The organism is Bradyrhizobium sp. Rc2d (genome assembly GCF_900099855.1).
Classification (GTDB): domain Bacteria; phylum Pseudomonadota; class Alphaproteobacteria; order Rhizobiales; family Xanthobacteraceae; genus Bradyrhizobium.
In genome coordinates, this window is record NZ_FNCU01000024.1 from 68,303 (window position 1) to 93,380 (window position 25,078).

Below are 25,078 nucleotides of genomic sequence, written 5' to 3' on the forward strand. Positions count from 1 at the left end.
TCGAGGCTCACCTCTCCCGCTTGCGGGAGAGGTCGGCGCAGAGCGCCGGGTGAGGGTTCTCTCCTCGTCGGGAGTCTCTCAGTGGAAAGACCCTCTCCCCAACCCTCTCCCGCAAGCGGGAGAGGGAGCGCAGCACGGCCCTTGGCCACACTTGAGATGACTTTCGACCCCCGATGACCGCAATCCTCACCAACCTGTTCGATGGCGTTGCCTACGGCATGCTGCTGTTCGTGCTCGCCTGCGGGCTCGCGGTCACGCTCGGCCTGATGAACTTCGTCAATCTCGCCCATGGCGCCTTCGCCATGGCCGGCGGCTATGTCTGCATGGTGTTGGTCAACCGGATGGGCTGGCCGTTCTTCGCCGCACTGCCGCTCGCCTTCGTCTCCGCAGCCGCGATCGGCATTGCGCTCGAACGCACGCTCTACCGCCACCTGTATGCGCGCAGCCATCTCGACCAGGTGCTGTTCACCATCGGCCTGACCTTCATGTCGGTGGCGGCCGTGGACTACATCCAGGGCTCCTCGCGCGTCTTCATCAATCTGCCCGCCGCGCTCCAGGGCCAGTTCGACGTGTTCGGCGTCGGCATCGGCCGCTACCGGCTGATGATCATCGTGATCTGCGGCCTGCTCACCATCGGCCTGCAGATGGTGCTGGCCAAGACCCGCTTCGGCAGCCGCCTTCGCGCCGCGGTCGATGATCCCCGCGCCGCGAGCGGCCTCGGCATCAACGTGCCGCAGGTGTTCGCCTTCACGTTCGCTTTTGGCTGCGGGCTCGCCGGCCTCGGCGGCGCGCTGAGCGCCGAGATCCTCGGCCTCGATCCGTATTTTCCGCTGAAATTCATGATCTACTTCCTGATCGTGGTCACCGTCGGCGGTTCGTCCTCGATCACCGGGCCGTTCCTGGCTTCCTTCCTGCTCGGCATCGGCGACGTCGCCGGAAAATATTACGTGCCGAAGATGGGCCCCTTCGTGATCTACACCATGATGATCGTGATCCTGATCTGGCGCCCGAACGGCCTGTTCGGCCGCACGGCCGCGCGTTGAGTTCACCGATGAGCGCTTCCTCCGACGTCGGTCATCACGCCCAACGCCAGGCTCGCTGGCACTATGGCGAAGTCGTCTTCTGGCTCATCGTGCTGGCCTGCGGCTTCGCCTTTCCCACGCGCTATCTGATCATGACCGACATTCTGCGGCTGGCGCTGTTCACGATGTCGCTCGATCTCATTCTCGGCTATGCCGGAATCGTGTCGCTCGGCCATGCCGCCTTCTTCGGCGTCGGCGCCTATGCGGCGGGACTTCTCGCGCTGCACGGCATCATCAAAGAGCCCGTGCTGGCGCTGATCGTTGCCGGCCTTGCCGCGATGGTGCTCGGCTTTGCCACCAGCTTCCTGGTGATCCGCGGCGTCGATCTGACCCGGCTGATGGTGACGCTTGGCATCGCCCTGCTGCTGGAAGCGCTGGCCGAACGCTTCTCCAACATCACCGGTGGCACCGACGGCCTTCAAGGCATCGAGATGCAGCCGATCTTCGGCGAGATCCCGTTCGACATGTTCGGTAAAGCCGGCTTCTTCTACTCGCTGGCCGTGCTGTTCCTCCTCTTCCTGCTCGCCCGCCGCGTCGTGCATTCGCCGTTCGGCCTGTCGCTGCGTGCGATCAAGAACAATCCGCTGCGGGCCGCCGCCATCGGCATCCCGGTCAACCGCCGCCTGATCGCGATCTACACGCTGGCGGCGTTCTATGCCGGCATCGCAGGCGCGCTGTTCACCCAGACCACCGCGATCGCCTCGCTCGACGTGTTCGCGTTCGAGCGCTCGGCCGATCTGATGCTGGTGCTGGTCATCGGCGGCACCGGCTATCTCTATGGCGGGCTGATCGGCGCGGTGGTGTTCCGCATGCTCCAGGAATTGTTTTCCACCATCACCCCGCAATACTGGCAGTTCTGGATCGGCCTCGTGCTGGTCGTGATCGTGCTGGTCGGCCGCCAGCGCCTGCACCGCTGGGTGCTCTATGTGCCCAACCTGATCATCAAGCAGGTGGCCGGGCGCAAGGCTGTCGTCGCCGTGCCGGAGAGCGACGCATGACCATCGCGCTCGAAACGAAGAATCTCGAAAAGCAGTTCGGCGGTCTGCGCGTCACCCGCGACCTGTCCTTGAAGATCGAGCAGGGCGCCCGCCATGCCCTGATCGGCCCGAACGGCGCCGGCAAGACCACGGTCATCAACCAGCTCACCGGCGTGCTGAAGCCAAACTCGGGGCGGATCCTGCTCGAAGGCCAGGACATCACGGATCTGCCCGTGCACAAGCGCGTGCTGCGCGGCCTGTCGCGCACGTTCCAGATCAATCAGCTCTACCCCGACCTGACCCCGCTCGAGACCATCGGCCTTGCCGTTTCCGAGCGCCTCGGCCATGGCGGCGACTGGTGGCGGCGGATGGGGACGCGCGGCGACGTCAACGGTGAGGTCGCCGATCTGCTGACGCGCTTCCATCTGCTCGACGTCATGAACGAGCAGACCGTGACGCTGCCTTACGGCAAGCAGCGTCTGCTCGAGATCGCGGTGGCGATCGCGGCCAAGCCCCGCGTGCTGCTGCTCGACGAGCCCGCCGCCGGCGTGCCCGAGAGCGAGCGCCACGACATTCTCGCAGTCGTTGGCGCACTGCCGCGCGACGTCACCGTGCTCCTCATCGAGCACGACATGGACCTCGTCTTCTCCTTTGCCGACCGCATCTCGGTGCTGGTCTCCGGCGCGCTGCTCACGGAGGGGCCGCCCGAACAGGTCGCGCGCGATCCGCAGGTCAAGGCGGTCTATCTCGGCGAGGAGGCGGTCAATGTCTGACCTGCTCGCGATCGACTCCCTTCGCGCCGGCTATGGCGAGGCGGTGGTGCTGCCCAACATGTCCTTGCGCCTCGCCGAAGGGCAGGTGCTGGCGCTGCTCGGCCGCAACGGCACCGGCAAGACCACGCTGATCAACTCCATCGTCGGGGTCACTCGCCGCTTCTCGGGTTCGGTCGCGCTTGACGGCGCGGATGTCACCTCGCTTCGGCCTGACCAGCGCGCGCGCGCCGGCATCGGCTGGGTGCCGCAGGAGCGCAATATCTTCCGCTCGCTGACCGTGGAAGAGAACATGACCGCGGTGGCGCAGCCCGGCCCCTGGACGGTCGAGAAGGTCTACGAGATGTTCCCGCGGCTGAAGGAGCGGCGGAGCAATTTTGGCAACCAGCTCTCCGGCGGCGAGCAGCAGATGCTAGCGATCGGCCGCGCGCTGACCCTCAATCCGAAAGTCCTGCTGCTGGACGAGCCGACCGAGGGCCTCGCCCCCATCATCGTCGAGGAGCTGCTCAAGGCGATCGGCACCATCACCCGGGCGGGCGGCATCTGCTCGATCATCGTCGAGCAGAATGCCCAAAAGGTTCTGGGGCTGGCCGACCGCGTTGTGATATTGGAGCGCGGAACAATCGTCCACGACGCCCCGAGCGCGGCGCTGAAGGCCGACCCATCCGTCCTGGAGCGCCACCTCGGCGTCGCCGGAGCGGCCGCCCATTAATCTTCGCCTCTCCCCGCAGGCGGGGAGAGGGAGTACAACTTGCGCCACTGAAAGTTCGGGAGAGATAACAATGCAGCGAACCAAAGCCCCCTTCCGCGCCGACGAGGTCGGCAGCCTCCTGCGTCCGGCCAAGATCAAGGAAGCCCGCAGCCGTCTGGAGAAGGGCGAGATCTCGGCCGACGATCTGCGCAAGATCGAGGACATGGAGATTGAGAAGGTCGTGCATAAGCAGGCCTCGATCGGGCTCAAGCTTGCGACCGACGGCGAATTCCGTCGCTCCTGGTGGCATTTCGACTTCCTGGCCAAGCTCACCGGCTGCGAGCTGTTCCATCCCGACACCGGCATCCAGTTCGCGGGCGTTCAGACCCGGCACGACGCGGTGCGCGTGATCGGCAAGCTCGACTTCCCCGACAACCACCCGATGCTGGATCACTTCCGCTTCCTGAAGAAGTATGCCGACCAGGCCCACGTCACCGCCAAGATGACGATCCCGTCGCCGGCCGTGCTGCATTTCCGCGGCGGCCGCAAGTCGATCTCCAAGGACGTCTATCCCGATCTCGACGCCTTCTACGAGGACCTCGGCAAGACCTATCGCAAGGCGGTGAAGGCGTTCTACGACGCCGGCTGCCGCTATCTCCAGTTCGACGACACCGTCTGGGCCTATCTCTGCTCGCAGGACGAATTGCAGAAGGCGCGCGAGCGCGGCGACAATCCCGAAGGCCTCCAGCAGATCTATGCCCGCATCATCAACTACGCGCTGGCCGAGAAGCCCGCCGACATGGTGGTGACGACCCACGTCTGTCGCGGCAATTTCCGCTCGACCTGGATCTCCTCGGGCGGCTACGAGCCGGTCGCCGAGACCCTGCTCGCCGGCACCAATTACGACGGCTATTTCCTCGAATACGACAGCGATCGCGCCGGCGGCTTCGAGCCGCTGCGCTTCCTGCCCAAGGGCAACAAGGTCGTCGTGGTCGGCGTCATCACCTCGAAGTTCGGCGAACTCGAGAAGAAGGACGACATCAAGCGCCGCCTGGAAGAAGCCGCCAAGTTCGCCCCGCCGGAGCAGCTAGCGCTGTCGCCGCAATGCGGCTTCGCTTCGACGGAAGAGGGCAACATCCTCTCTGAGGAAGAGCAGTGGGCCAAGCTCAGCCTTGCGGTGGAGATCGCGAAGGAAGTGTGGGGCAAGTAAGCTCCACGCAGCCTTGACGTGAGTGACGGAAGACCTCTCCACACTGTCACTGTCATTCCCCGCGAAAGCGGGGAATCCAGTACGCCGCGGCTTCTCGATAGGCCACGGACCTCTGACTGGCAGCGCCGCGTTCCAGACAGATGGCGGCGATCCCGCCCTCACTTCGCCGCCAGATAGACCTCACCCAGCAACGACGAATTCGACCACGGCACCTGCTTGTTCTTCGTGGTCGAGACCACCTCGGCCCGTACCGGTGTCAGCATCTGCTGCACCTCCAGCACGGGCGTGCCGATGTGGCGCGACAGCGCGGCGGAGAACGGCGAGTTCGCGCCTTCGCCGTCGAGCGCGACCTGGCCCGGCGCGGTCGCGTAGGCGATCAGCGTGCCGGCTCCCAACGTCGCGCCGGTGCCCAGGCTCGTTGGAGCTGCGAGGCCCGAGGCACCCTCGATGCCGCGATTGCCGCTGTTGGGCGCGACCTGCTGCGCCATCGGATTGTTGCGGCAGGCGTCGAAGATCAGGATGTTGGTGCGGACCTGGTCGTCGAGGCCGGCCATGATCGTATCAGTCTCGATCATCGCCTCCGTCATGTTCGCGCCCGGCTTGAGCGCGACGTCGACGGGAATGAGATAGTTGCGGCCGTCGACCTGCACACCATGGCCGGCATAGTAGACCATCGCGACCTGCGCCCGCGCTGCCTCGCGCAAGAAATCGCGCGTCACCTTCTGCATCGCGGCGCGGTCGAGGTCAATGCCCTCGGACACGGTGAAGCCGATGTCGCGCAGGCTCTTGGCGATGGCGCGCGCATCGTTGGGTGGATTGGGCAGCGCCTTGACATGTGCATAGGCGCCATTGCCAATCACCAGCGCCGTGCGCTTGCCGGGGGCGACCGGTGCGGGCGAGGGCGCCGCCTGCTGCGGAGCGGGGGTGGACGTCGGCTGCGTCGTCGGTGACGGCGCATCGCGCGGGATCGGCGCGCTCGCATCCGTCAGCAGCGACAGCCGCACCTTCGCGGTGGCCTGGTTGGTCTTGCTCCCGGCGTCCGAAGCCACGATCGCCAGCGTCGCCTTGTAGTCGTCCTTCGCGTGCGCATAGTCGCCCTTCGCCTCATAGGCGAGCGCGCGATGGATGTAGCCGGAGATCAGCACGCTGTTGGGCGGCGTCATGATGTTGACCGGCGGCCTTTCCTTGGCGAGCCGGATCGCTTCGCTGCCATCGGCGATGGCGCGATCGAGATCATCCTTGGCGCGCCAGATCGCGGTGCGGTTGATCAGCGGCTGCGGCAGCGTCGGATCCAGCCGGATCGCCTGATTGATGTCCGCAAGCGCGCCGTCGAGATCGCCGAGCGCCTCTTTCGAGATGCCGCGGTTCTGGAACGAGAACGCCGATTTCGGATCGGCCTTGATCGACATGTCGTAATCGGCAATGGCCTTGGCATAGTCGCGCTTGCCGCGCCAGGCATTGCCGCGATTGTGGAAGATGATGCCGCTGGGCGGGCCGAGCTTCAGCGCGTCGTCGAAATCCGCGATCGCGATCTCGTACTCGCCCTTGTCGTAATAGGCCGATCCCCGCAAGTTGTGGACCGCCTGGCTCGGCTGGGGCCGGATCGCTTCCGTGGCATCAGTGAGGACTTTGGCGTATTCGCCCTTCTTGTTCCACCCGACCGCACGCCAGAAGTAGACCGTTGCGAGCTGCTCGCCCCTAAACACTTTCAGCGCGATGATCCTAGTGCAGGCGTCGACCATCTGGTCTGCTGGCGTGGTCTCGGTGGTGCAGAGCGGGCCGAGCTGATTGCGGGCCTGGGCGAAGGCGGGCCCGGACCACGGCGCGACGATGAGCAGGCAGAGCGCGACGAGCAGGCGGCGCATGGCGATATCTCGTGAGAGGAGAAGCGCTTGTTTGTTGCCCGGCGGGGCGCAGGGGTTCACGGGCTCTCGCCCTGGCGCGCGCGGCCAACCGAGGCGCCTCGATCCGCTATTCCCTGAGTGGGCAGAATTTGCTAGGACACAGGACCCAATCCGTCTGCCCACCGCGTCCCACCGATGAAAAACGACGAAATCCTAAGCCAGATCACCGAGTTCTGCCGCAAGGCGGGCATGGCGGAATCGACCTTCGGTCGGCGCGCGGTGAACGATGGGAAGCTGGTGCATCGGCTGCGCGAGGGAAAGCGCATCACCATCGACACGCTGGAGCGGATCCAGGCCTATATGGCCGCATCGATGGCCAGCGGCGTGCCGCCGCCACGGGGACTTCAGGTGCCGCCGGAAAAGCGCGACCCGCGCGGCAATTTCCGCTTCTTCGAGAACCGCCAGAAGTACCTGCTGTTCGTCCACACCTGCAGCGAGAAACGGGTGATCGCAGATAGGGTCGCCTTGGAGCTAAGCTCCATCCATCCGCGCCCGCCGGCGCTGCGCCTGTTCGACGCCGGCGTCGGCGACGGCACCGTGCTGGCGCGGGTGCTGCGCGCAACGCACCAGCGCTTTCCCAACATGCCGTTCTATGTCGCGGGCAAGGAGCTCAGTCTCGAGGATCTGCGCCTGACGCTGGAGAAGGTGCCTGACCGCATTTTCGAGCATCCGGCGTCGGTGTTCGTCTTCACCAACATGTTCTACGCGGAAGCGCCCTGGCTCACGCCGGCATCGCCTGCGGCGGCGGCAGCCACCGTCTGGCACGAGGTGCCGCTCCGCGGCGCATCATCGGGCGAGTTCGAGCAGCAGATCGCGGAACTGCGGCCGTTTCTGGAGCAGAACTGGCGCGCCGCGATCAGCCCACGCACGGCTATGCCGCTCTATGAGCGGCCCGTCGTCCTCGTGCTCTATCGCGAAGACCACAGGTTCCTCTTGGATTCGACCATTCCGCGGCCGGGCCAGACCGAGGCCAATTTCGACCTCGTCATCGCATCGCAGCCCTACCGGGCCCTGTCCTCGGTCAATTTCCGGGCCAAGCGGATCATTGCACCCTTGGCGCGGGCGCTCCGGCCTGGCGGCAGGCTGATCGGAATCCACTCCCATGGCGAGGATCCGGGCATGGAATTGATCCAGGCGATCTGGCCTGGAGAAAATCCTTTCTCAGTCAGCCGTCATGAGCTACTGCGTGCGGTTAAGTATGAACTTGGATCGGTGGGCCGCGACTTAAATTTTAATGCTTACGCGGATAACCGTTCGATCTTCAGGTATGATATGGAAGCGCTGCCCAACGAGGTCACCGGCACCATCGGTACCTCGACGGCCTTTGCAGCGTGGAATGCGGCGGTGTATGTCGCTCAGATTGAGGACGACCGGTTGACAGAAATGACTCAAAACGGCCGCACTCTGGATGCCGCCAGGGACGTGCTGCGCAAGTACAATGGGCTCTGGTTTCTCGACGAATCCTACGTCATCTCGCGTCGGCGTGATTGACATCATCAAAAGTAAACATCGCAAACGCCCGCCGGCTAATGGCGGAACAAGGGGTTACTGATGCGCGCATCCTATCTCTTCACCAGCGAGTCCGTGTCCGAAGGCCATCCGGACAAGGTCTGTGACCGGATCTCCGATGAGATCGTCGACCTGTTCTATCGTGAAGGGCCGAAGGCGGGCGTCGATCCCTGGGCCATCCGCGCCGCCTGCGAGACGTTGGCGACCACCAACAAGGTGGTGATCGCTGGTGAGACCCGCGGTCCGAAGTCGGTGACCAACGAGCAGATCGAGAGCGTCGTCCGCGGCGCGATCAAGGACATCGGCTACGAGCAGGAAGGCTTCCACTGGAAGACCTGCGACATCGAGATCCTGCTGCATCCGCAGTCGGCCGACATCGCCCAGGGCGTCGATGCGCTGCAGCCGGGCGAGGTCAAGGAAGAAGGCGCGGGCGACCAGGGCATCATGTTCGGCTACGCCACCAACGAGACGCCCGACTTGATGCCGGCGCCGATCTTCTACGCCCACAAGATCCTCCGTCTCATCTCCGAAGCGCGCCACTCCGGCCGCGAGAAGGTGCTGGGCCCGGATTCCAAGAGCCAGGTCACCGTGCAATACGAGAACGGCAAACCGGTCGGCGTGCGCGAGATCGTGGTGTCGCATCAGCATCTGATCGAGGACCTCACCTCCAAGCAGGTGCGCGACATCGTCGAGCCCTATGTGCGCGAGGCGCTGCCGAAGGAGTGGATCACGCCGAAGACCATCTGGCACATCAACCCGACCGGCAAGTTCTACATCGGCGGTCCCGACGGCGATTCAGGCCTGACCGGCCGCAAGATCATCGTCGACACCTATGGCGGCGCGGCCCCGCATGGTGGCGGCGCGTTCTCCGGCAAGGATCCGACCAAGGTCGACCGCTCCGCGGCTTACGCGGCGCGCTACGTCGCCAAGAACGTCGTTGCCGCCGGTCTCGCCGATCGCTGCACGCTCCAGCTCGCTTACGCCATTGGCGTCGCGCGGCCGCTGTCGATCTACATCGACACCCACGGCACCGGTAAAGTGTCAGAGGATCAGCTCGAGAAGGCCGTCGCCAAGGCGATGGATCTCACGCCACGCGGCATCCGCACCCATCTCGACCTCAATCGTCCGATCTACGCACGCACCTCGGCCTACGGCCATTTCGGCCGCACGCCCGATAACGAGGGTGGCTTCTCCTGGGAGAAGACCGACCTTGTCGAGCCGCTCAAGCGCGCGCTCTAGTTTTAAGCGTCATCCCGGGGCGCGCGCGGTACGCGAGCGAACCCGGGATCCTTATCCATCACATCGAGATTCCGGGTTCGCCTCTTTTGGGCGGCCCGGAATGACGAGTTCAACAACAGGACACTCGCAATGAACGCGAAGCCCGGCTTCACCGATTACATCGTCAAGGACATTTCGCTCGCCGATTTCGGCCGCAAGGAGATCTCGCTCGCCGAGACCGAAATGCCCGGCCTGATGGCCACCCGCGAGGAGTACGGCCCGAAGCAGCCGCTGAAGGGCGCGCGCATCGCCGGCTCGCTGCATATGACGATCCAGACCGCGGTGCTGATCGAGACACTGGCCGCTCTCGGCGCCGACATCCGCTGGGTGTCCTGCAACATCTATTCGACGCAGGATCACGCCGCGGCTGCGATCGCGGCCGCCGGCATTCCCGTCTTCGCCGTCAAGGGCGAGACGCTGACTGAATATTGGGACTACACCGCAAAACTGTTCGACTGGCATGGCGGCGGCACGCCGAACATGATCCTCGATGACGGCGGCGATGCCACCATGCTGGTGCATGCCGGTGTCCGTGCCGAGAACGGCGACACTGCCTTCCTCGACAAGCCGGGCTCGGAGGAAGAGGAGATTTTCTACGCGCTGGTCAAGCGCCTCCTCAAGGAGAAGCCGAAGGGCTACTTCGGCGAGATCGCCAAGAACATCAAGGGCGTTTCGGAAGAGACGACGACAGGCGTGCATCGCCTCTACGAGATGGCCAACAAGGGCACGCTGCTGTTCCCGGCGATCAACGTCAACGACAGCGTCACCAAGTCGAAGTTCGACAACCTCTATGGCTGCCGTGAATCGCTGGTCGACGGCATCCGCCGCGGCACCGACGTGATGCTATCGGGCAAGGTCGCGATGGTCGCCGGCTTCGGCGACGTCGGCAAGGGCTCGGCGGCTTCGCTACGCCAGGCCGGCTGCCGCGTCATGGTCTCGGAAGTCGACCCGATCTGCGCGCTGCAGGCGGCGATGGAAGGCTATGAGGTCGTGACCATGGAAGACGCCGCGCCTCGCGCCGACATCTTCGTCACCGCGACCGGCAACAAGGACATCATCACCATCGAGCACATGCGCGCGATGAAGGATCGCGCCATCGTCTGCAACATCGGCCACTTCGACAATGAGATCCAGATCGCGTCTCTGCGCAATCTGAAGTGGACCAACATCAAGCCGCAGGTCGACGAGATCGAATTCCCCGACAAGCACCGCATCATCATGCTGTCGGAAGGCCGCCTCGTGAACCTCGGCAACGCCATGGGCCATCCGTCCTTCGTGATGTCGGCGTCCTTCACCAACCAGACGCTGGCGCAGATCGAACTGTTCGCCAACAACAAGAACGGTAAGTACGAGAAGAAGGTCTACGTGCTGCCCAAGACCCTCGACGAGAAGGTCGCCCGCCTGCACCTCGCCAAGATCGGCGTCAAGCTCACCGAACTGCGCAAGGACCAGGCCGACTATATCGGCGTGAAGCAGGAAGGTCCGTACAAGTCGGACCACTACCGGTACTGATCGCTTTCAGTTGCGACACAAGGCCCTGGAGCGATCCGGGGCCTTTTTTTGTTGGTCCGCCCTGTGATACGCTTTCAGGTGGAGCCGCAACAAGCGCGCCACCTTTTGCAGCGGGCGGCCTTTTTTCCACGTTCATTGTCAGAATGCATATGGAGGAATGCGATGTCCAGCGAAGCCAACGTTCAGCTGTTGAAGGAAGCTTATCGCCAGTGGAACGACAGCAAGGGGCAAAGCGTCGATCATTGGTTCGACAACGTCATCGGCCCGCAGATCAAGTTCGATTCGATTCCGCGGGGAGCCGAGCAGGTACCTTTCGCCAAGTATTATGACGACCGCACCGAGCTGCGCGGCTATTTCGATGGCCTGCTGGCTGAGTGGAGCATGCAGTACTACACGATGAACGAATTTGTTGCGCAGGGCGATGCCGTGGTCGCGCGCGGCGAATGCGCATGGACGAACAAGAAAACCGGAAAGGTCGCGAAGACGCCCAAGGTGGATTTCTGGCGCTTCAAGGACGGTAAGGCGATCGAATTTCACGAGTATTTCGACACTGCCTGTGTCTACGGCGCCACCATCCCCTGACCGTTGCAATTTGGCGTGGCGCTGCCATCCTGTGATCAGGAGAAGCGCCATGGCCGAAACCAAAGAACATTTCGACGTCCTCATCGTCGGTGCCGGCCTGTCCGGTATCGGCGCGGGCTATCATTTGCAGAGCAAGTGCCCGGGCAAGAGCTACGTCATTCTGGAGGGACGCGACTGCATCGGTGGCACCTGGGACCTGTTCCGCTATCCCGGCATCCGCTCCGACAGCGACATGTTCACGCTTGGCTATTCGTTCAAGCCGTGGACCGACCCGAAGGCGATTGCCGACGGGCCGCAGATATTGAATTATGTGCGCGAGACCGCAGCCGAGAACGGCATCGAGCAGCACATCCGCTTCCGTCATCGGGTCAAGCGCGCATCGTGGTCGACGCCGGAGGCGCGCTGGACGGTGGAGGCCGAGAGCATCGCGGGCGAGGGCACAACCGAACTCGTGCGCTTCACCTGCAATTTCCTGTTCATGTGCTCGGGCTATTACAAATACGAGGCGGGCTACACGCCGGAGTTCAACGGCACGGCGGATTTCCAGGGCCGCATCGTGCATCCGCAGAAATGGACCGAGGACATCGACTATTCGGGCAAACGCGTCGTCGTGATCGGCTCGGGCGCAACCGCAGTGACCCTAGTGCCGGAGCTCGCCAATAAAGCGGCGCAGGTTACCATGCTCCAGCGCTCGCCGACCTACGTGGTGTCGCGCCCCGCTCAGGATCCCGTCGCCAATAAGCTGCGCCGCAATTTGCCGACGCGGCTTGCTTATCACCTGATCCGCTGGCGCAATGTGATGTGGGGGATGTTCTTCTTCCAGCTCAGCCGGCGCCGGCCGGCGAAGGTGAAGGATCTCATCCTTAGGGGCGTGCAGATGGCACTCGGCCCCGACTACGACGTCGCGACCCATTTCACGCCGCGCTACAATCCCTGGGACCAGCGGCTGTGCCTCGTTCCCGACGGCGATCTCTTCAAGGCGATCCGCGAGCAGCGCGCCGCCGTCGTCACGAGCGAGATCGACACGTTTACGCGCGACGGTATTCGCCTGAAGGACGGCAGCGAGCTTGCGGCCGACATCATCGTGACGGCGACGGGCTTGGTGCTCCAGGTCGTCGGCGGGCTCGAGATCAGCGTCGATGGCCGCGCCGTCGATTTCGCCAACACGCTGACCTACAAGGGCATGATGTATGCCGACGTGCCGAACATGGCTTCCGCCTTCGGCTACACCAACGCGTCGTGGACGCTGAAATGCGATCTCACCTGCGAATATGTCTGCCGGCTCATCAACTACATGGACCGGCACAATTTCCGTCAGTGCAAGCCGCACAATGACGATGCCACGATCACCGCACAGCCCTCGCTCGATTTCACCTCGGGCTACGTGCAGCGCTCGATCGCCAAGATGCCGAAGCAGGGCTCGAAGCGGCCGTGGCGGCTCCGCCAGAACTACGCGCTCGATATCGTCTCCTTGCGCTTCGGCCGGATCGACGACGGCGTGATGAAGTATTCCTGATCTCCGTATGTTGCCGGAGGAACCGGTCGATCGCTTGAGGCGAGCCGCGACTTGAAGTAGTATTGTTGCGTTGCATGCAATTTAGTTCCGACAGCGCCTGAGTTCCGCGTCGCTGGCATTGATGGGAGCGCGGGACATGCGCGTGCTTGCTCTGGTCACGCAGAAAGGCGGAAGCGGTAAGAGTACGCTGGCCGTTGGGCTTGCCGTGGCCGCGATGGAACGCGAAGAGCGCGTCGCTCTCATTGAGGCGGACGCGCAGGGCACCATCTCGAAATGGAAACAGCGTCGCGAGAATTCCTTTCCTCGTGTCGAGTGCGTTGCGGATCCGGCGGAGATCGAGCCGGTGCTATCTCGGCTCCAGGCTGAAGGAATTGGGCTCGCAATCATCGACACGGCCGCCACGAATAACGCCTTGGCGCTGCGCGCCATCACCAACGCCGACCTCTGTCTCATTCCGGCGCGTCCGAGCCCGGCCGATATCGAAGCTGCCATCCCTACGCTGTTGGCCATTCGTAGGGGTAACCGCCGGTTTGCCTTCATCCTCAATCAGACGCCCACGCGGGGGTGCCGGCTGAGTGAAGCTGCCACGTCGCTCAACTCGCTTGGGGTGCTTGCGCTTCCCTTTATTGGACAGCGCAACGATCATCAGGATGCGCTCGGGGTAGGCTTGGGCGTCACCGAGTTTGCGCCGGACGGAAAAGCCTCGGACGAGATCGTTGGGCTGTGGCGCTGGATTTCGGAGCACATCTTCGCGGAGTCGAATCATCATGGGCAAGGCGCGGTCAAGACAGCCTGCTGATGGCGCACGCGCCAAACGTCGGTCGCTGGTGGATCTGACTGCGGCGGTGAGCCGTAGCATCGACGAGAGCCTCTTGCAGACGCCGCCTGATCCGGTCGCTGTCCCACGGGGCGATGGACTCCGGAGCGAGTCGGCAGCCAAGAGGCCTGCTCGAAAGACGCCTGCTCGAAAGGTGCCTGCGGAGACGACCATTCCCGCGGCAATCGACAACGTCGCGACGTGCCGGTCTACGAACGTGGAGCTGCGTTCGACGCAATTCCAAAGTGCCAGCAACACCTCCGCTCTCGCCGTGGAGATCGCCAAAGAGATGCAGACGCGTGCCCTCGAGGCAATGAAGTTAGGCGCGCATACTGCGTTCGAATATACAAAGGATATTGCCAGTCCGGAAAGCGGCGTCCTGGACGGAGCTGCCGCTGAGTGCCACGCCGTCGTGCTCGAATTGATGAAAGTGAATGCAGGCGCGACCCTGCAGTATACGCGCGAGTTGAGCCGCGTGAGAACGCTCTCGCAGTGGGTCGAGTTGTCGAGCTCACATGCGCGAAAGCAGTATGAGTTGGTGCGACAGCAAGCCGAATTGCTAAAATCATTGACACGCAATGCGAGAACGTCCGGCGCCGAATAGCGCGTATCGCGGCCCGCCCGCCGATGTTGTTTGCGTATTCGGCCGCCCATCTGAATCGGCCATCCTGCCCAACGGTTAACGCCGGATTAACGGATGGGTCCTAGCCTGTCTCGGCCGGGGTGACTCGCAAGGCCGAGGTGAGCCCAATGGAAGCCCAGAGAATCGCGGTCGACGCCGTCGTCGCGCTGACCGATTGCGACCGCGACGCCGTCATCGCCTTCATCCGCCGTCTCTACCTCGCCGGCGTCACCGATCCCAAGCGCCTGACGTTCAAGGGTCTCCAGGCGCTGTCGCGGGCGTGATTTGGGCGGTTTCGGCCCCGAGTTCCGCTCGAGGGCTCCCCCCAGCGTGATTGCAACCCGGCGGTGAATATCTTGCCGCTCGGGCCCCGTCGGGCTACACGACACCCCGGCTGGGTCACTTGGGATTGGGGAAATGCTGAAACAGCTTTTTGCGCCGCAACTTGTCATTCTTTATGTGCTGGCGGCCTCGACGATTTACGTTCACTTCCGCGGCAAGCAGCGGCTGCGCTTCGCGCGCCAGCTCGGCGATCACTCGACCTACCTCGCACCCTACAACGTGCTGATGTATGCCGGCTCGGCCGTGCCCAACAAGCCGGTGATCTCGGTCGATCAGTTTCCCGAGCTGAAGCCGCTGAGCGAGAACTGGGAGACCATCCGCGACGAGGCGGTGCGCCTGTTCGACGAAGGTTTTATCCGCGCCGCCGCCAAGAACAACGACTGGGGCTTCTATTCCTTCTTCAAGAGCGGCTGGAAGCGGTTTTACCTGAAATGGTACGACGACTTCCTGCCTTCGGCGCGCACGCTCTGCCCGAAGACGGTGGAGCTGCTCAACGCCATCCCGAGCGTGCACGGCGCGATGTTCGCGATGTTGCCGCCGGGCGGCAAGCTCGGCGCCCACCGCGATCCCTTCGCAGGTTCGCTGCGCTATCACCTCGGCCTCGTTACGCCGAACTCGAACAAATGCCGGATTCTCGTCGACGGCGTCGAATGCGTCTGGCGCGACGGCGAAGCCTTCATGTTCGACGAGACCTTCATCCACAGCGCCGAGAATGCGACCGACGTCAACCGCATCATCCTGTTCTGCGACGTCGAGCGCCCGATGAAGTTCGGCTTCATGACCGCGATCAACCGCTGGGTCAGCCATCACATCGTCAAGGCGTCGGCGACCCAGAACGTCGACGGCGAGAATGTCGGCGTGCTCAACAAGGTGTTCGGCAAGCTCTACGAGATCCATCTCGGCAGCCGCAAGGTCAAGGAGTGGAACCGCAACGTCTACTACACGCTGAAATATTCGCTGACGGCGCTGATCCTCGGCCTCATCGTGCTGTCGGCGTTGCGGTGATCGGCGCGTCGCGATGAGTTCCTTGCCGATCGCGAATACGGAGATCGTGCGGTTCTTCCGCCAGTGGCTGGACACCTTCGCGGGCTATGTCCGCGAAGTCGACTTTGCCTCGGCGCGGCCGCTCTTCCATCCGGATGTGCTCGCCTTCGGCACGCATAACGATGTCATCCCCGGCCTCGATCAATGGGTCGCGACGCAATGGGACAACGTCTGGCCGAAGACGACCGATTTTCGTTTCGTGCTCGATCAGACCTCGATCCTGGCATCGTCCGACGGCACGATGGTGACCGTGATCGCGCCGTGGACGAGCACGGGCTACCATCCCGATGGCAGCGCCTTTGCGCGGCCCGGCCGGGCAACGATGGTGTTCTCCAAGACCGCCGACGGCTGGCTGTGTGTGCATTCCCACATGTCGCTCAACCGCGGAGTGCCGCAGGCGAGCCACGCCAATCGGCCGGTAAAGGCCTGGTAGCCATCCGGCAGCGTGCGCCGCCGACTTTATTGGTCGACTAAAGTTTTACACTCTCGTTCCAGTTCGGCCGGAACCCTTGGAACCTGATCTCGTTTGTTCCTCAACGAACAACCGGTAAAAAATGCGCAACCGGGGGGCTGTCCGAGGGAAACGCTCCCATGGCAACACTCGATCTTGATGCCACCCGACTTACTGAATCCGAGCATCAGCGCCAGCTTCGTCGCGCGGTGATCGCGTCCACGGTAGGGACCGCGATCGAATGGTATGATTTCTTCCTCTACAGCACCGTCACCGGTCTGGTTTTCGCAAAGCTGTTCTTTCCGCAGTCCGACCCCTGGGTTGGCACGCTGGAGGCGTTTGCGATCTACGCAGTCGGCTTCGTCGCGCGCCCGATCGGCGCGGCAATCTTTGGACACTATGGCGACCGCATCGGACGTAAATCGACGCTGATCGCGACGCTGCTTTTGATGGGACTGGCGACCGCAGCAGTGGCCGTGGTGCCGACCTATGCGAGCATCGGCATCTGGGGCGCCGTGATCCTGACCGTGCTGCGATTCATTCAGGGCGTCGGCGTTGGCGGCGAGTGGGGCGGCTCGGTGCTGATGTCGATGGAATGGGCCCGCAGCGACCGATCCCGAGGATTGATCGCGTCATGGCCGCAATTCGGCGTGCCCTGCGGCCTGTTCCTCGCAAATCTCGCCGTGCTGGCGTTCAGCCAGATGGCGGGCGATCAGTTCCTGGCGTGGGGCTGGCGCATTCCGTTCGCGCTCAGCATCATTCTGGTCGGCGTCGGCCTTTATATCCGGCTCGGCATCCTCGAAACGCCGGTGTTCTCAAAGCTCGTGGCCGAACGTCAGGTCGACCGCACGCCGATGCTGACGGTGATCCGGGAATACCCGAAGGAGATCCTACTGTCGGCCTTCGCGCGCATGTCGGAGCAAGCGCCGTTCTACATCTTCACCGCCTTCGTCTTCTCCTACGGCATCGGCACCCTGCACGTTTCGCGCGACTTCCTGCTGACCGCGGTGCTCTCGGCTTCGGTACTGTCGTTCGTCTCGATCCCGCTGTGCGGACATATCTCCGATCAGATCGGCCGCAAGAACATGTACATGATCGGCGCTGCCGTGACTGGCATCTTCGGCTTCGTCTATTTCGCGCTGCTCAACACCGGATCGCCAACCATCATCTTCCTTGCGATCATCCTGTCGCTGATTCCGCACGACATGCAGTACGGGCCGCAAGCCGCCTTGATCGCCGAGAGTTTTACCGGACGCCTGCGATACAGCGGATCCTCGCTCGGCTATCAACTCGCATCCGTGATCGCCGGCGGCCCGGCGCCGCTGATCGCAACCTGGCTGTTCGGCACGTTCCACTCGGCAACCGCGATCGCGATCTACATCGCGATCTGCGCTATCATGACGCTGGCCGCAACCGCGATGATGACCGATTACACCGGGAAGGACATCAACGCGGTGGGCGCGCATGAGCGGCGAACTTGAGGCCGCAAAAAAGCCCCTGACGTGACGTCCGGGGCTTTTGCTTTTTCATTGATTTGAGGTCTGCCTACTCCGGCTGGCCGATCGCGACCTTCAGCGTGCCGATGCCGTCGACGCCGCATTCGAGCTTGTCGCCCACCTGGAGCTGCGACACGCCGGCTGGCGTGCCCGTCATGATGATGTCGCCGGCGGCGAGCTTCACCTGCTGCGAGAGCTGCCAGATGATTTCCGGCACGTTCCAGATCAGCTCGGTGAGGTCGCCCTTCTGCGCTTCCTTGCCATTGACCGTGAGCCAGATCTTGCCCTTCGAGGGATGGCCGATTTTCGAGGCCGGCTGCACCGCGGAGCAGGGGGCGGAGCCGTCGAACGACTTGCCGATCTCCCAGGGACGCTCCTTCTTGCGCGAGGCGATCTGGAGATCGCGGCGGGTGAGGTCGATGCCGACGGCGTAACCGTAGACGTGGTCGAGCGCCTTGTCGGCAGGGATGTTCAGCCCGCCGCTCTTCATCGCGACGACCAACTCGACCTCGTGATGCAGATCCTTGGTCAGCGGCGGATAGGGGATGGTTGCGCCATCCGGCACCAGCATGTCGGCGTGCTTGGCGAAGAAGAACGGCGGGGCGCGCTCGTCATTGCCCATCTCGCGGATGTGCTCGAGATAATTGCGGCCGACGCACCAGATGCGGCGCACCGGGTAACGGCCGCTTTCGCCGACGACGGGAAGCGAAGCCTGGGGCGGAAGCGGAATGACGTAGGAGGCGGCGTTCATGAAGCGGTCTCGCGGCTCTTGAGGTTGATAAGGAACTCTATGCGGTTGCGCTGATCGGCGCCAGTGTGCCGGCATCGTGATGTTGCAGGCGGAAGAACGAGGCGTAGCGGCCGGACCGGCGCAAGAGCTCGTCATGCCGGCCCTGCTCGACGATCTCGCCGCCCTCGACCACCAGGATGCTATCTGCGTGCATGATGGTGTGCAGGCGGTGCGCGATCACGATGGTGGTGCGGTTCCGGCAGAGATGCTCGATCGCCTCCTGCACCTGACGCTCGGACTCCGAATCGAGCGCGGCGGTGGCTTCGTCCAGGAGGATGATCGGCGCGTTCTTGATCAGCGCGCGCGCCACCGCGATGCGCTGGCGCTGGCCGCCGGAGAGCTGCGTGCCGTGCTCGCCCACCGGCGTGTCGTAACCGAGCGGGAAGCCCATGATGAAATCATGCGCGCAGGCCGCCTTCGCCGCCTCGATGATTTCCTGTTCGGTCGCGCCCGGCCGGCCGAAGGCGATATTGTTGCGGATGGTGTCGCGGAACAAATAGACGTCCTGGCCGACATAGGCGGTCTGCGCCCGCAGCGATTTGCGCGAGACCGAGTTGATCGACTGCCCGTCGATCACGATCTCGCCTTGCGTCACCTCGTAGAAGCGCAAGAGCAGCGCCAGCACGGTCGACTTGCCGCCGCCGGACGGGCCGACCAGTGCGGTGACTTTGCCCGGCTCGGCGATGAAGCTCATGCGATTAAGCACGGTCTCGCCTGAGCGATAGGAGAAGCTGACGTCGCGCAGCTCGATGCGGGCATCTGACAGCTTCAGCGCCGGCTTGTCGTCGTCGGACTGTTCGCTCGCCGGGCTGTCGACGACCTCGAGCAGCATGCGCGCGCCGACCAGCTGGCTGTTGAGGTCGATGTTGAGCCGCGCCAGCCGCTTGGCCGGCTCGGTCGCCATCAGGAAGGCGGTCATGAAGGAGAAGAACGCGCCGGGCGTGGCATTGAGCGCGACCACGGCGTAGCCGCCGTACATCAGGCAGCCGGCGACCGCGAAGCCGCCGAGCATCTCCATCAGCGGATTGGAGCGGTTGGCGACGCGGGCCATCTTGTTGGCGTTGCGCTCGACGACCGCGATGTTCTCGTCGATGCGGTTCTGCATGGTGTCTTCGAGCGTGAACGCCTTGACCGTGCGGATGCCTTGCAGCGATTCCTGCATCGTCTCCAGGATGTCGGCGGTGCCGGTGAACTGGTTATGCGCAAGGCCCTTGATGCGCTTGACCAGCTTGCGCAGCACCAGCATCGCAGGCGGCACCGCGACGAGGCCGATGAACGACATCAGCGGGTCCTGCCACACCATCACACCGATCATCGCGAGCAGCATCAACAGGTCGCGCCCGATCGCGTTGACCAGCATGTTGAGCACGTCGGTGATGGACTTGGCGCCGGCGGTCAGCCGCGCCAAAAATTCCGACGAATGCCGCTCGGAGAAGAAGCCGACGCTCTCGCGCATCAGCTTGGCGAACAGCTGGCGCTGGTTGGTGGCGAGGATGGCGTTGGAGATCTTTGTCAGGATCACCATGTGGCCGTAGGTCGCCACGCCCTTGATGAACAGCAGCACCACTGTGATGCCCGAGAACATCGCGATGCCCGGGATGTTCTTGTCGACATAGGCCTGGTTGATGACCTGGCCGAGCACATAGGTCGCGCATGCGGTTGAGCCTGCGGCGAGCGCCATCAGCGCAAAGGCGACGAGGTAGCGCCGCCAGTAGACGACCCCTTGTTCCATGACCAAGCGGCGAATCAGGACCGCTGCCGCATAGGGATCGTCGGTGATTTTCTTTGGAAACTGGGCCATCCGGTGTCCATTGACGGCGCAGGACAAAGCCTGCCCGCGCGTCAGGGATCGATGGGCCTCTGTGCCCGCTCAAGCGGGGTTTTTCAAGCCCAATTAAGGGCTTGCGCTCGGGATGATTCTAGGCCGAGACGGCGTGGCGGAGCTCGCCATGGCGCTCGCGGAACAGCTTGTCCTCCCACGCCAGCGCATGCGCGGCGATGGTCTCGAGGTCCTCGTATTGCGGCTTCCAGTCGAGCAGGCCGCGGATGCGGCTGGTGTCGGCGACCATGGTCATGATGTCGCCAGGTCGGCGCGGGGCGTATTGCACGGCGAAGCTGCGGCCCGAAACCCGGCGCACCGCGTCGATGGTCTCCAGCACCGAATAGCCGCGGCCATAGCCGCAATTGAGCGTCGTCGAGGCGCCGCCATTGCGCAAGTACGCCAGCGCGGAGCGATGCGCCTGCGAGAGGTCCGTGACGTGGATGAAGTCGCGGACGCAGCTGCCGTCCGGGGTCGGATAGTCGGTGCCGAACACGTCGATCTTGGCGCGCTGGCCGGTGGCGGCTTCCACCGCGATCTTGAGCAGATGCGTGGCGCCGACGGTGGCAAGGCCGATGCGCGCCTGCGGATCGGCGCCGGCAACGTTGAAGTAGCGCAAGGTCACATATTGCATGCTGTAGGCGGCGGCGACGTCATGCAGCATGATCTCCGTCATCAGCTTCGACGAGCCGTAAGGCGACAGCGGCCGCGTCGGCGCGTGCTCGGGCACCGGCACCAGGTCCGGATTGCCGTAGACGGCGGCGGTCGAGGAGAAGATGAAGCGGCCGATGCCGCGCTTGACCGCGACGTTGAGCAGATTGCGCGCGGTCGTGAAATTGTTGCGGTAGTAGCCGAGCGGATCGCGCATCGAATCCGGCACGACGACCGAGCCGGCGAAATGGATGATGCTCTCGATGTCGTGCTGCGCGATCACGCCTTCGAGCAGGTTCTCGTCGCCGGCATCGCCAATGAACAGCGGCACGCCTTCCGGCAGATAGGTGGAGAAACCTGTGGAGAGATCGTCGATCACGACGACATCCTCGCCGGCTTCCGCCAGCGCCAGGACCGTGTGACTTCCGATGTAGCCGGCGCCGCCGGTGACAAGCACAGTCATGATCTCACCCGTCTTCGATCAACGCGCAAAACTAGCGCTGGCGTGGTGAAGAGGGGGTATCGGCGTGGCTGAACTGGTCACTATGCTTAATGTTGCGTATAGGGGATCTGCTAAACGGAGCATGACGTGGCGAATTTCCCCGGCGATCTCGAAGTGATCGTGCCAAATCTGCACAGGCGCTATTCCGGGGTCACCGCGACCAATCGGATGGTGGCGCCGCGGCTGGCGAAACTGTATCACGCGGCGTGGTTCGGCTCGGATACGCCGGACGGGATTGCGTGCCTGAGCGCTGCGGATTTCCTGAAACTATGGCGGCGCAAGGCGCCGCTGATCTGGCATGCGCGCCGCAACAACGAGATGATCGCCGGCGTCGCGCTGCGCGCGCTCGGCTGGCCACTGAAACTCGTATTCACCTCGGCGGCGCAGCGGCATCACAGCTGGATCACGCGCTGGCTGATCCGGCGCATGGATGCGATCATCGCAACGAGCGACATCTCGGCATCTTTCCTGAAGGTGAAGGCAACCGTGATTCCGCATGGCGTCGACACCGACGTCTACGCACCGCCGACAGATCGCGCCGCTGCCTTCGCGGAAGCGGCGCTGCCCGGCCGCTACGCGATCGGCTGCTTCGGCCGCGTGCGCGCGCAGAAGGGCACCGACGTGTTCGTCGATGCGATGAGCCGGCTGTTGCCGCGCTATCCCGATTTCATCGCAGTGATCGTCGGCCAGGTCACGCCCGAGCAGACGGCCTTTGCCAACGACCTGAAGCAGCGCATCGCGGCCGCCGGTCTGCAATCGCGCATCCTCATCACCGGCGAATTGCCGATCGGCGAGGTGCAGCGCTGGTATCAGCGATTGACGATCTACGCCTTCACCTCACGCAACGAAGGTTTTGGCCTGACGCTGATCGAGGCGATGGCGGCCGGCAGCGCCCTCGTCGCCGCACGCGCCGGTGCGGCCGAGCTCGTGGTGGAGGATGGCGTCACCGGCGTGCTGGTTCCGTCGGGCGATGTCGATGCGCTGGTTGCCGCGTTGGAGCCGCTGATGCGTGATGTAATCGCGGCGACCGCGATGGGCGCGCGCGGGCGGGCAAGGGTGCTCGAACGCTTCAGCCTGGATGCGGAGGCGGCGCGGATCGGCGAGGTCTATCGGCCGCTGCTCTGAGCGTTGCTTTGGTAGGCGCAAACAATAAGTGCGAAAACAACCCCCATACACAGTAGCCGCGGTCAGCAAAATCAATGGCTTGGCTGGGAGCTCGTTTTTCTTGCGGATTTTTCGAATCGCGTTTGACTTGTCGGGCAAAACACTGGCAGGATGTCATCATTGGCGCTGCCCGCCCCGCTCACGTCGTCGCCCGCGCCCCGATTTCACCCAGCACCCGCTGCGCTATCGCCACCACCTCGCTCGCCGCGATGTCGCGCATGCAGCGGTGATCGTTCATCTTGCAGATCGTGCTCTGGCAGGGCTGGCATGACAGCACGCTCTTGTCCTGCACGACGGTCGCGGCGAGGCCATTGAGGGGGGCCCATAGGTAGGGACTGGTCGGGCCGAAGATGCCCATGGTGGGCGTGCCCAGGGCGGCTGCGATGTGCATCAGGCCGGAATCGTTGGAGATGGCGACGCCGGCTGCGGCCATGGCCAGCACGCCATTGCGCAAGTCGTTGCCGGTGAGGTCCCGCACCCCCGCGCCGCCGGCCGCGACGATTTCCTGGGCGAGGCCCTTTTCCGCGGGGCCGCCGACCACCCAGACCTCCAGGCCGCGCTCGACCAGCAATCGGGCGGCCTCGGGATAGTAGGTCCAGCGCTTTGACACGCCGACCGAGCCGGGGGCCAGCGCCACGGCCGCGCCGGCGCTGAGGCCATTGGCTTGCCGCCAGCGGACGATCTCCTCGGCCGGGACCCGCAATTGCGGCACCGGCCATTCCGGAGGCAGCGGGGCGCCGTCGGGCTGGGCGAGGGCCGCGTTCTTGTCGATGAAACGGGGCAATTTCTTCTCGCCCCAGCGCCAGTGATTGATCAGGCCGAACCGGAACTCGCCGACGAAGCCGATCCGTTCAGGAATGCCCGCCAGCGCGGGCGCGATGGCCGCCTTCCAGGTTCGGGGCAGCACCAGGGCGGTGCCGTAGTTCCGCTCGCGCAGGAGTTTTGCCAGGCTGAGCTGGCGGCCAACTGCAAGCCGGCCGCGCGGCAGGTCCCAGACGATCCCAGCGCGCACGCCGGGCATGTAATCGACCAGCGGCGCGCACAGGGAGGTGGTCAGGAGATCGACCGGCCGGTTGGGCCAGCGCTCCTTCAGGACCCGCACGACGGTGTGATTCCGGACGAAATCGCCGATCCACATATAGGGAATGATCAGAATCGGGCTTGTGTCGTCCCGGTCTGCATGTCCACTAAGTTGAGAATCTATATTCATTTGTTAATAGGGCCGAAGGCGAGCTGTATGGCCGTTCGGTTAGCCGCTCCGGGCCGGCAGGTAAAGCCGGCTGAGGACCGATCCCAAAACCGCTTACACTTTGGCGGATCATGCGCTACGGCAGGACCGGGCTTTCAGAAATCGGGCAGGTAGGTGGAATGTTGCTGGTGACCGGCGGGGCCGGTTTTATCGGATCGAATGTCGTCGCCGCGCTCAACGAGGCCGGCCGCAGCGACGTCGTGGTCTGCGATCTCCTCGGCTCTGACGGCAAATGGCGCAACCTCGCCAAGCGGCAGCTTGTGGATATCGTCCCGCCGGCCGAACTGATCGACTGGCTGAAGGGCCGCAAGCTCGACGCCATGATCCATCTCGGGGCGATTTCCGAGACCACAGCGACCGATGGCGATCTCGTGATCGAGACCAATTTCCGCCTGTCGATGCGCCTCTTGGACTGGTGCACGGCGAATGCGGTGCCATTCATCTATGCCTCGTCGGCGGCGACCTATGGCGATGGCACGGACGGCTTTGACGACGACGCCTCGCTGCCGGCGCTGAAAAAACTGCGGCCGATGAATCTGTACGGCTGGAGCAAGCACCTGTTCGACCTCACTGTTGCCCAGCGCGTCGCGAATGGCGATCGGCTGCCGCCGCAATGGGCGGGCCTGAAATTCTTCAACGTGTTCGGCCCCAACGAATACCACAAAGGCTCGATGATGAGCGTGCTGACGCGCCGCTTCGACGACGTGAAAGCGGGCCGCGTCGTGCAGCTGTTCAAGTCGCATCGTGAAGGCATCGAAGACGGCGACCAGCGCCGCGATTTCATCTATGTCGACGACGTCGTGCGCGTCGTCATGTGGCTGCTCGCGACTCCGTCGGTCTCCGGCCTGTTCAACGTCGGGACCGGAAAGGCGCGCAGCTTCAAGGACCTGATGCTGGCAGCCTATGCCGCGCTCGGCAAAAGGCCCAACATCGAATACATCGACATGCCCGAGGCGATCCGGGGCAGCTATCAATACTTCACCCAGAGCAAGGTCGATCGTCTCCACCGCGCCGGCTATAACGGCGGCTTCACGACGCTCGAGGACGCGGTCAAGGCCTATGTCGGGGATTATCTCGACCGGCCCGACCGCTTCCGCTGA

The 25,078-nt window shown here is 63.8% G+C and carries 23 protein-coding genes; 18 read left to right on the forward strand and 5 right to left on the reverse strand.

From position 1 onward, the window contains the following. Positions 1-173 precede the first annotated feature (173 nt). From BLV07_RS26730 to BLV07_RS26750, 5 genes are all read left to right on the forward strand, one after another. Positions 174-1,043 carry a branched-chain amino acid ABC transporter permease gene (locus BLV07_RS26730; RefSeq protein ID WP_091891893.1) on the forward strand — a complete coding sequence of 290 codons (870 nt, stop codon included), beginning with the start codon at positions 174-176 and terminating at the stop codon, positions 1,041-1,043. A gap of 8 nt (positions 1,044-1,051) precedes the next feature. Then, entirely contained in the window at positions 1,052-2,080 is a 1,029-nt protein-coding gene (locus BLV07_RS26735; RefSeq protein ID WP_091891896.1) for a branched-chain amino acid ABC transporter permease, read from the forward strand. Further along, positions 2,077-2,832: an ABC transporter ATP-binding protein gene (locus tag BLV07_RS26740; RefSeq protein ID WP_091891899.1), complete on the forward strand. Its 756-nt coding sequence runs from the start codon at positions 2,077-2,079 to the stop codon at positions 2,830-2,832. Before BLV07_RS26735 ends, BLV07_RS26740 begins: the two co-directional genes overlap by 4 nt. Next, entirely contained in the window at positions 2,825-3,541 is a 717-nt protein-coding gene (locus BLV07_RS26745) for an ABC transporter ATP-binding protein (RefSeq protein ID WP_091891901.1), read from the forward strand. Before BLV07_RS26740 ends, BLV07_RS26745 begins: the two co-directional genes overlap by 8 nt. A 70-nt stretch (positions 3,542-3,611) precedes the next feature. After that, on the forward strand, positions 3,612-4,730 hold the full coding sequence (locus BLV07_RS26750; protein WP_091891906.1) for a cobalamin-independent methionine synthase II family protein: 1,119 nt from the start codon (positions 3,612-3,614) through the stop codon (positions 4,728-4,730). A gap of 158 nt (positions 4,731-4,888) precedes the next feature. Here BLV07_RS26750 and BLV07_RS26755 read toward each other — a convergent pair whose 3' ends face one another. Beyond that, positions 4,889-6,595, reverse strand: a complete 1,707-nt coding sequence (locus BLV07_RS26755) for a caspase family protein (protein WP_091891908.1) — start codon at positions 6,593-6,595, stop codon at positions 4,889-4,891. Positions 6,596-6,769: 174 nt separating this feature from the next. On the opposite strand from BLV07_RS26755, the gene BLV07_RS26760 reads away from it, so the two are divergent. The 11 genes from BLV07_RS26760 (at position 6,770) to BLV07_RS26810 (ending at position 17,788) form a co-directional block, all read left to right on the forward strand. After that, the gene (locus BLV07_RS26760) at positions 6,770-8,125 is read left to right on the forward strand and encodes a hypothetical protein (protein ID WP_091891911.1); all 1,356 of its coding nucleotides are present in this window, start codon (positions 6,770-6,772) and stop codon (positions 8,123-8,125) included. A 60-nt stretch (positions 8,126-8,185) separates the two neighbouring features. After that, positions 8,186-9,382, forward strand: coding sequence for a methionine adenosyltransferase (gene metK / locus BLV07_RS26765; protein WP_091891914.1), 1,197 nt, complete (start codon positions 8,186-8,188; stop codon positions 9,380-9,382). 129 nt (positions 9,383-9,511) lie between these two features. Then, complete coding sequence (gene ahcY, locus BLV07_RS26770) at positions 9,512-10,933, forward strand: adenosylhomocysteinase (protein WP_091891916.1); 1,422 nt, start codon at positions 9,512-9,514, stop codon at positions 10,931-10,933. Between the two features lie 162 nt (positions 10,934-11,095). Next, complete coding sequence (locus BLV07_RS26775; protein WP_091891919.1) at positions 11,096-11,515, forward strand: nuclear transport factor 2 family protein; 420 nt, start codon at positions 11,096-11,098, stop codon at positions 11,513-11,515. Positions 11,516-11,564: 49 nt separating this feature from the next. After that, positions 11,565-13,031 carry a flavin-containing monooxygenase gene (locus tag BLV07_RS26780; protein WP_091891922.1) on the forward strand — a complete coding sequence of 489 codons (1,467 nt, stop codon included), beginning with the start codon at positions 11,565-11,567 and terminating at the stop codon, positions 13,029-13,031. Positions 13,032-13,167: 136 nt separating this feature from the next. Further along, positions 13,168-13,830 carry a nucleotide-binding protein gene (locus BLV07_RS26785; RefSeq protein ID WP_091892017.1) on the forward strand — a complete coding sequence of 221 codons (663 nt, stop codon included), beginning with the start codon at positions 13,168-13,170 and terminating at the stop codon, positions 13,828-13,830. Beyond that, positions 13,799-14,452, forward strand: coding sequence for a hypothetical protein (locus tag BLV07_RS26790; protein WP_176945771.1), 654 nt, complete (start codon positions 13,799-13,801; stop codon positions 14,450-14,452). Before BLV07_RS26785 ends, BLV07_RS26790 begins: the two co-directional genes overlap by 32 nt. Positions 14,453-14,598: 146 nt before the next feature. Further along, positions 14,599-14,754, forward strand: a complete 156-nt coding sequence (locus BLV07_RS47750) for a hypothetical protein (RefSeq protein WP_007612486.1) — start codon at positions 14,599-14,601, stop codon at positions 14,752-14,754. A gap of 133 nt (positions 14,755-14,887) precedes the next feature. Then, positions 14,888-15,817 carry an aspartyl/asparaginyl beta-hydroxylase domain-containing protein gene (locus tag BLV07_RS26800; RefSeq protein ID WP_091891928.1) on the forward strand — a complete coding sequence of 310 codons (930 nt, stop codon included), beginning with the start codon at positions 14,888-14,890 and terminating at the stop codon, positions 15,815-15,817. 13 nt (positions 15,818-15,830) lie between these two features. Beyond that, a complete protein-coding gene (locus BLV07_RS26805; protein WP_091891931.1) occupies positions 15,831-16,289 on the forward strand; it encodes a YybH family protein in 459 nt (152 codons plus the stop codon). A 158-nt stretch (positions 16,290-16,447) separates the two neighbouring features. Then, positions 16,448-17,788 carry an MFS transporter gene (locus BLV07_RS26810; protein ID WP_091891934.1) on the forward strand — a complete coding sequence of 447 codons (1,341 nt, stop codon included), beginning with the start codon at positions 16,448-16,450 and terminating at the stop codon, positions 17,786-17,788. Between the two features lie 64 nt (positions 17,789-17,852). On the opposite strand, the gene BLV07_RS26815 is transcribed toward BLV07_RS26810, so the two are convergent. The 3 genes from BLV07_RS26815 to galE form a co-directional block, all read right to left on the reverse strand. Further along, positions 17,853-18,554, reverse strand: coding sequence for a fumarylacetoacetate hydrolase family protein (locus BLV07_RS26815; RefSeq protein ID WP_091891937.1), 702 nt, complete (start codon positions 18,552-18,554; stop codon positions 17,853-17,855). 37 nt (positions 18,555-18,591) lie between these two features. After that, a complete protein-coding gene (locus tag BLV07_RS26820) occupies positions 18,592-20,394 on the reverse strand; it encodes an ABC transporter ATP-binding protein (protein ID WP_091891939.1) in 1,803 nt (600 codons plus the stop codon). Positions 20,395-20,512: 118 nt separating this feature from the next. After that, on the reverse strand, positions 20,513-21,526 hold the full coding sequence (galE, locus tag BLV07_RS26825; protein WP_091891942.1) for a UDP-glucose 4-epimerase GalE: 1,014 nt from the start codon (positions 21,524-21,526) through the stop codon (positions 20,513-20,515). Between the two features lie 126 nt (positions 21,527-21,652). On the opposite strand from galE, the gene BLV07_RS26830 reads away from it, so the two are divergent. Beyond that, on the forward strand, positions 21,653-22,690 hold the full coding sequence (locus BLV07_RS26830) for a glycosyltransferase family 4 protein (RefSeq protein ID WP_091891944.1): 1,038 nt from the start codon (positions 21,653-21,655) through the stop codon (positions 22,688-22,690). Positions 22,691-22,868: 178 nt separating this feature from the next. On the opposite strand, the gene waaF is transcribed toward BLV07_RS26830, so the two are convergent. Next, positions 22,869-23,939 (reverse strand): lipopolysaccharide heptosyltransferase II, encoded by a 1,071-nt coding sequence (gene waaF / locus BLV07_RS26835; protein WP_091891947.1) that lies wholly within the window; start codon positions 23,937-23,939, stop codon positions 22,869-22,871. Between the two features lie 158 nt (positions 23,940-24,097). Here waaF and rfaD point away from each other — a divergent pair, with 158 nt between their 5' ends. Then, positions 24,098-25,078, forward strand: a complete 981-nt coding sequence (gene rfaD / locus BLV07_RS26840) for an ADP-glyceromanno-heptose 6-epimerase (RefSeq protein ID WP_091891950.1) — start codon at positions 24,098-24,100, stop codon at positions 25,076-25,078.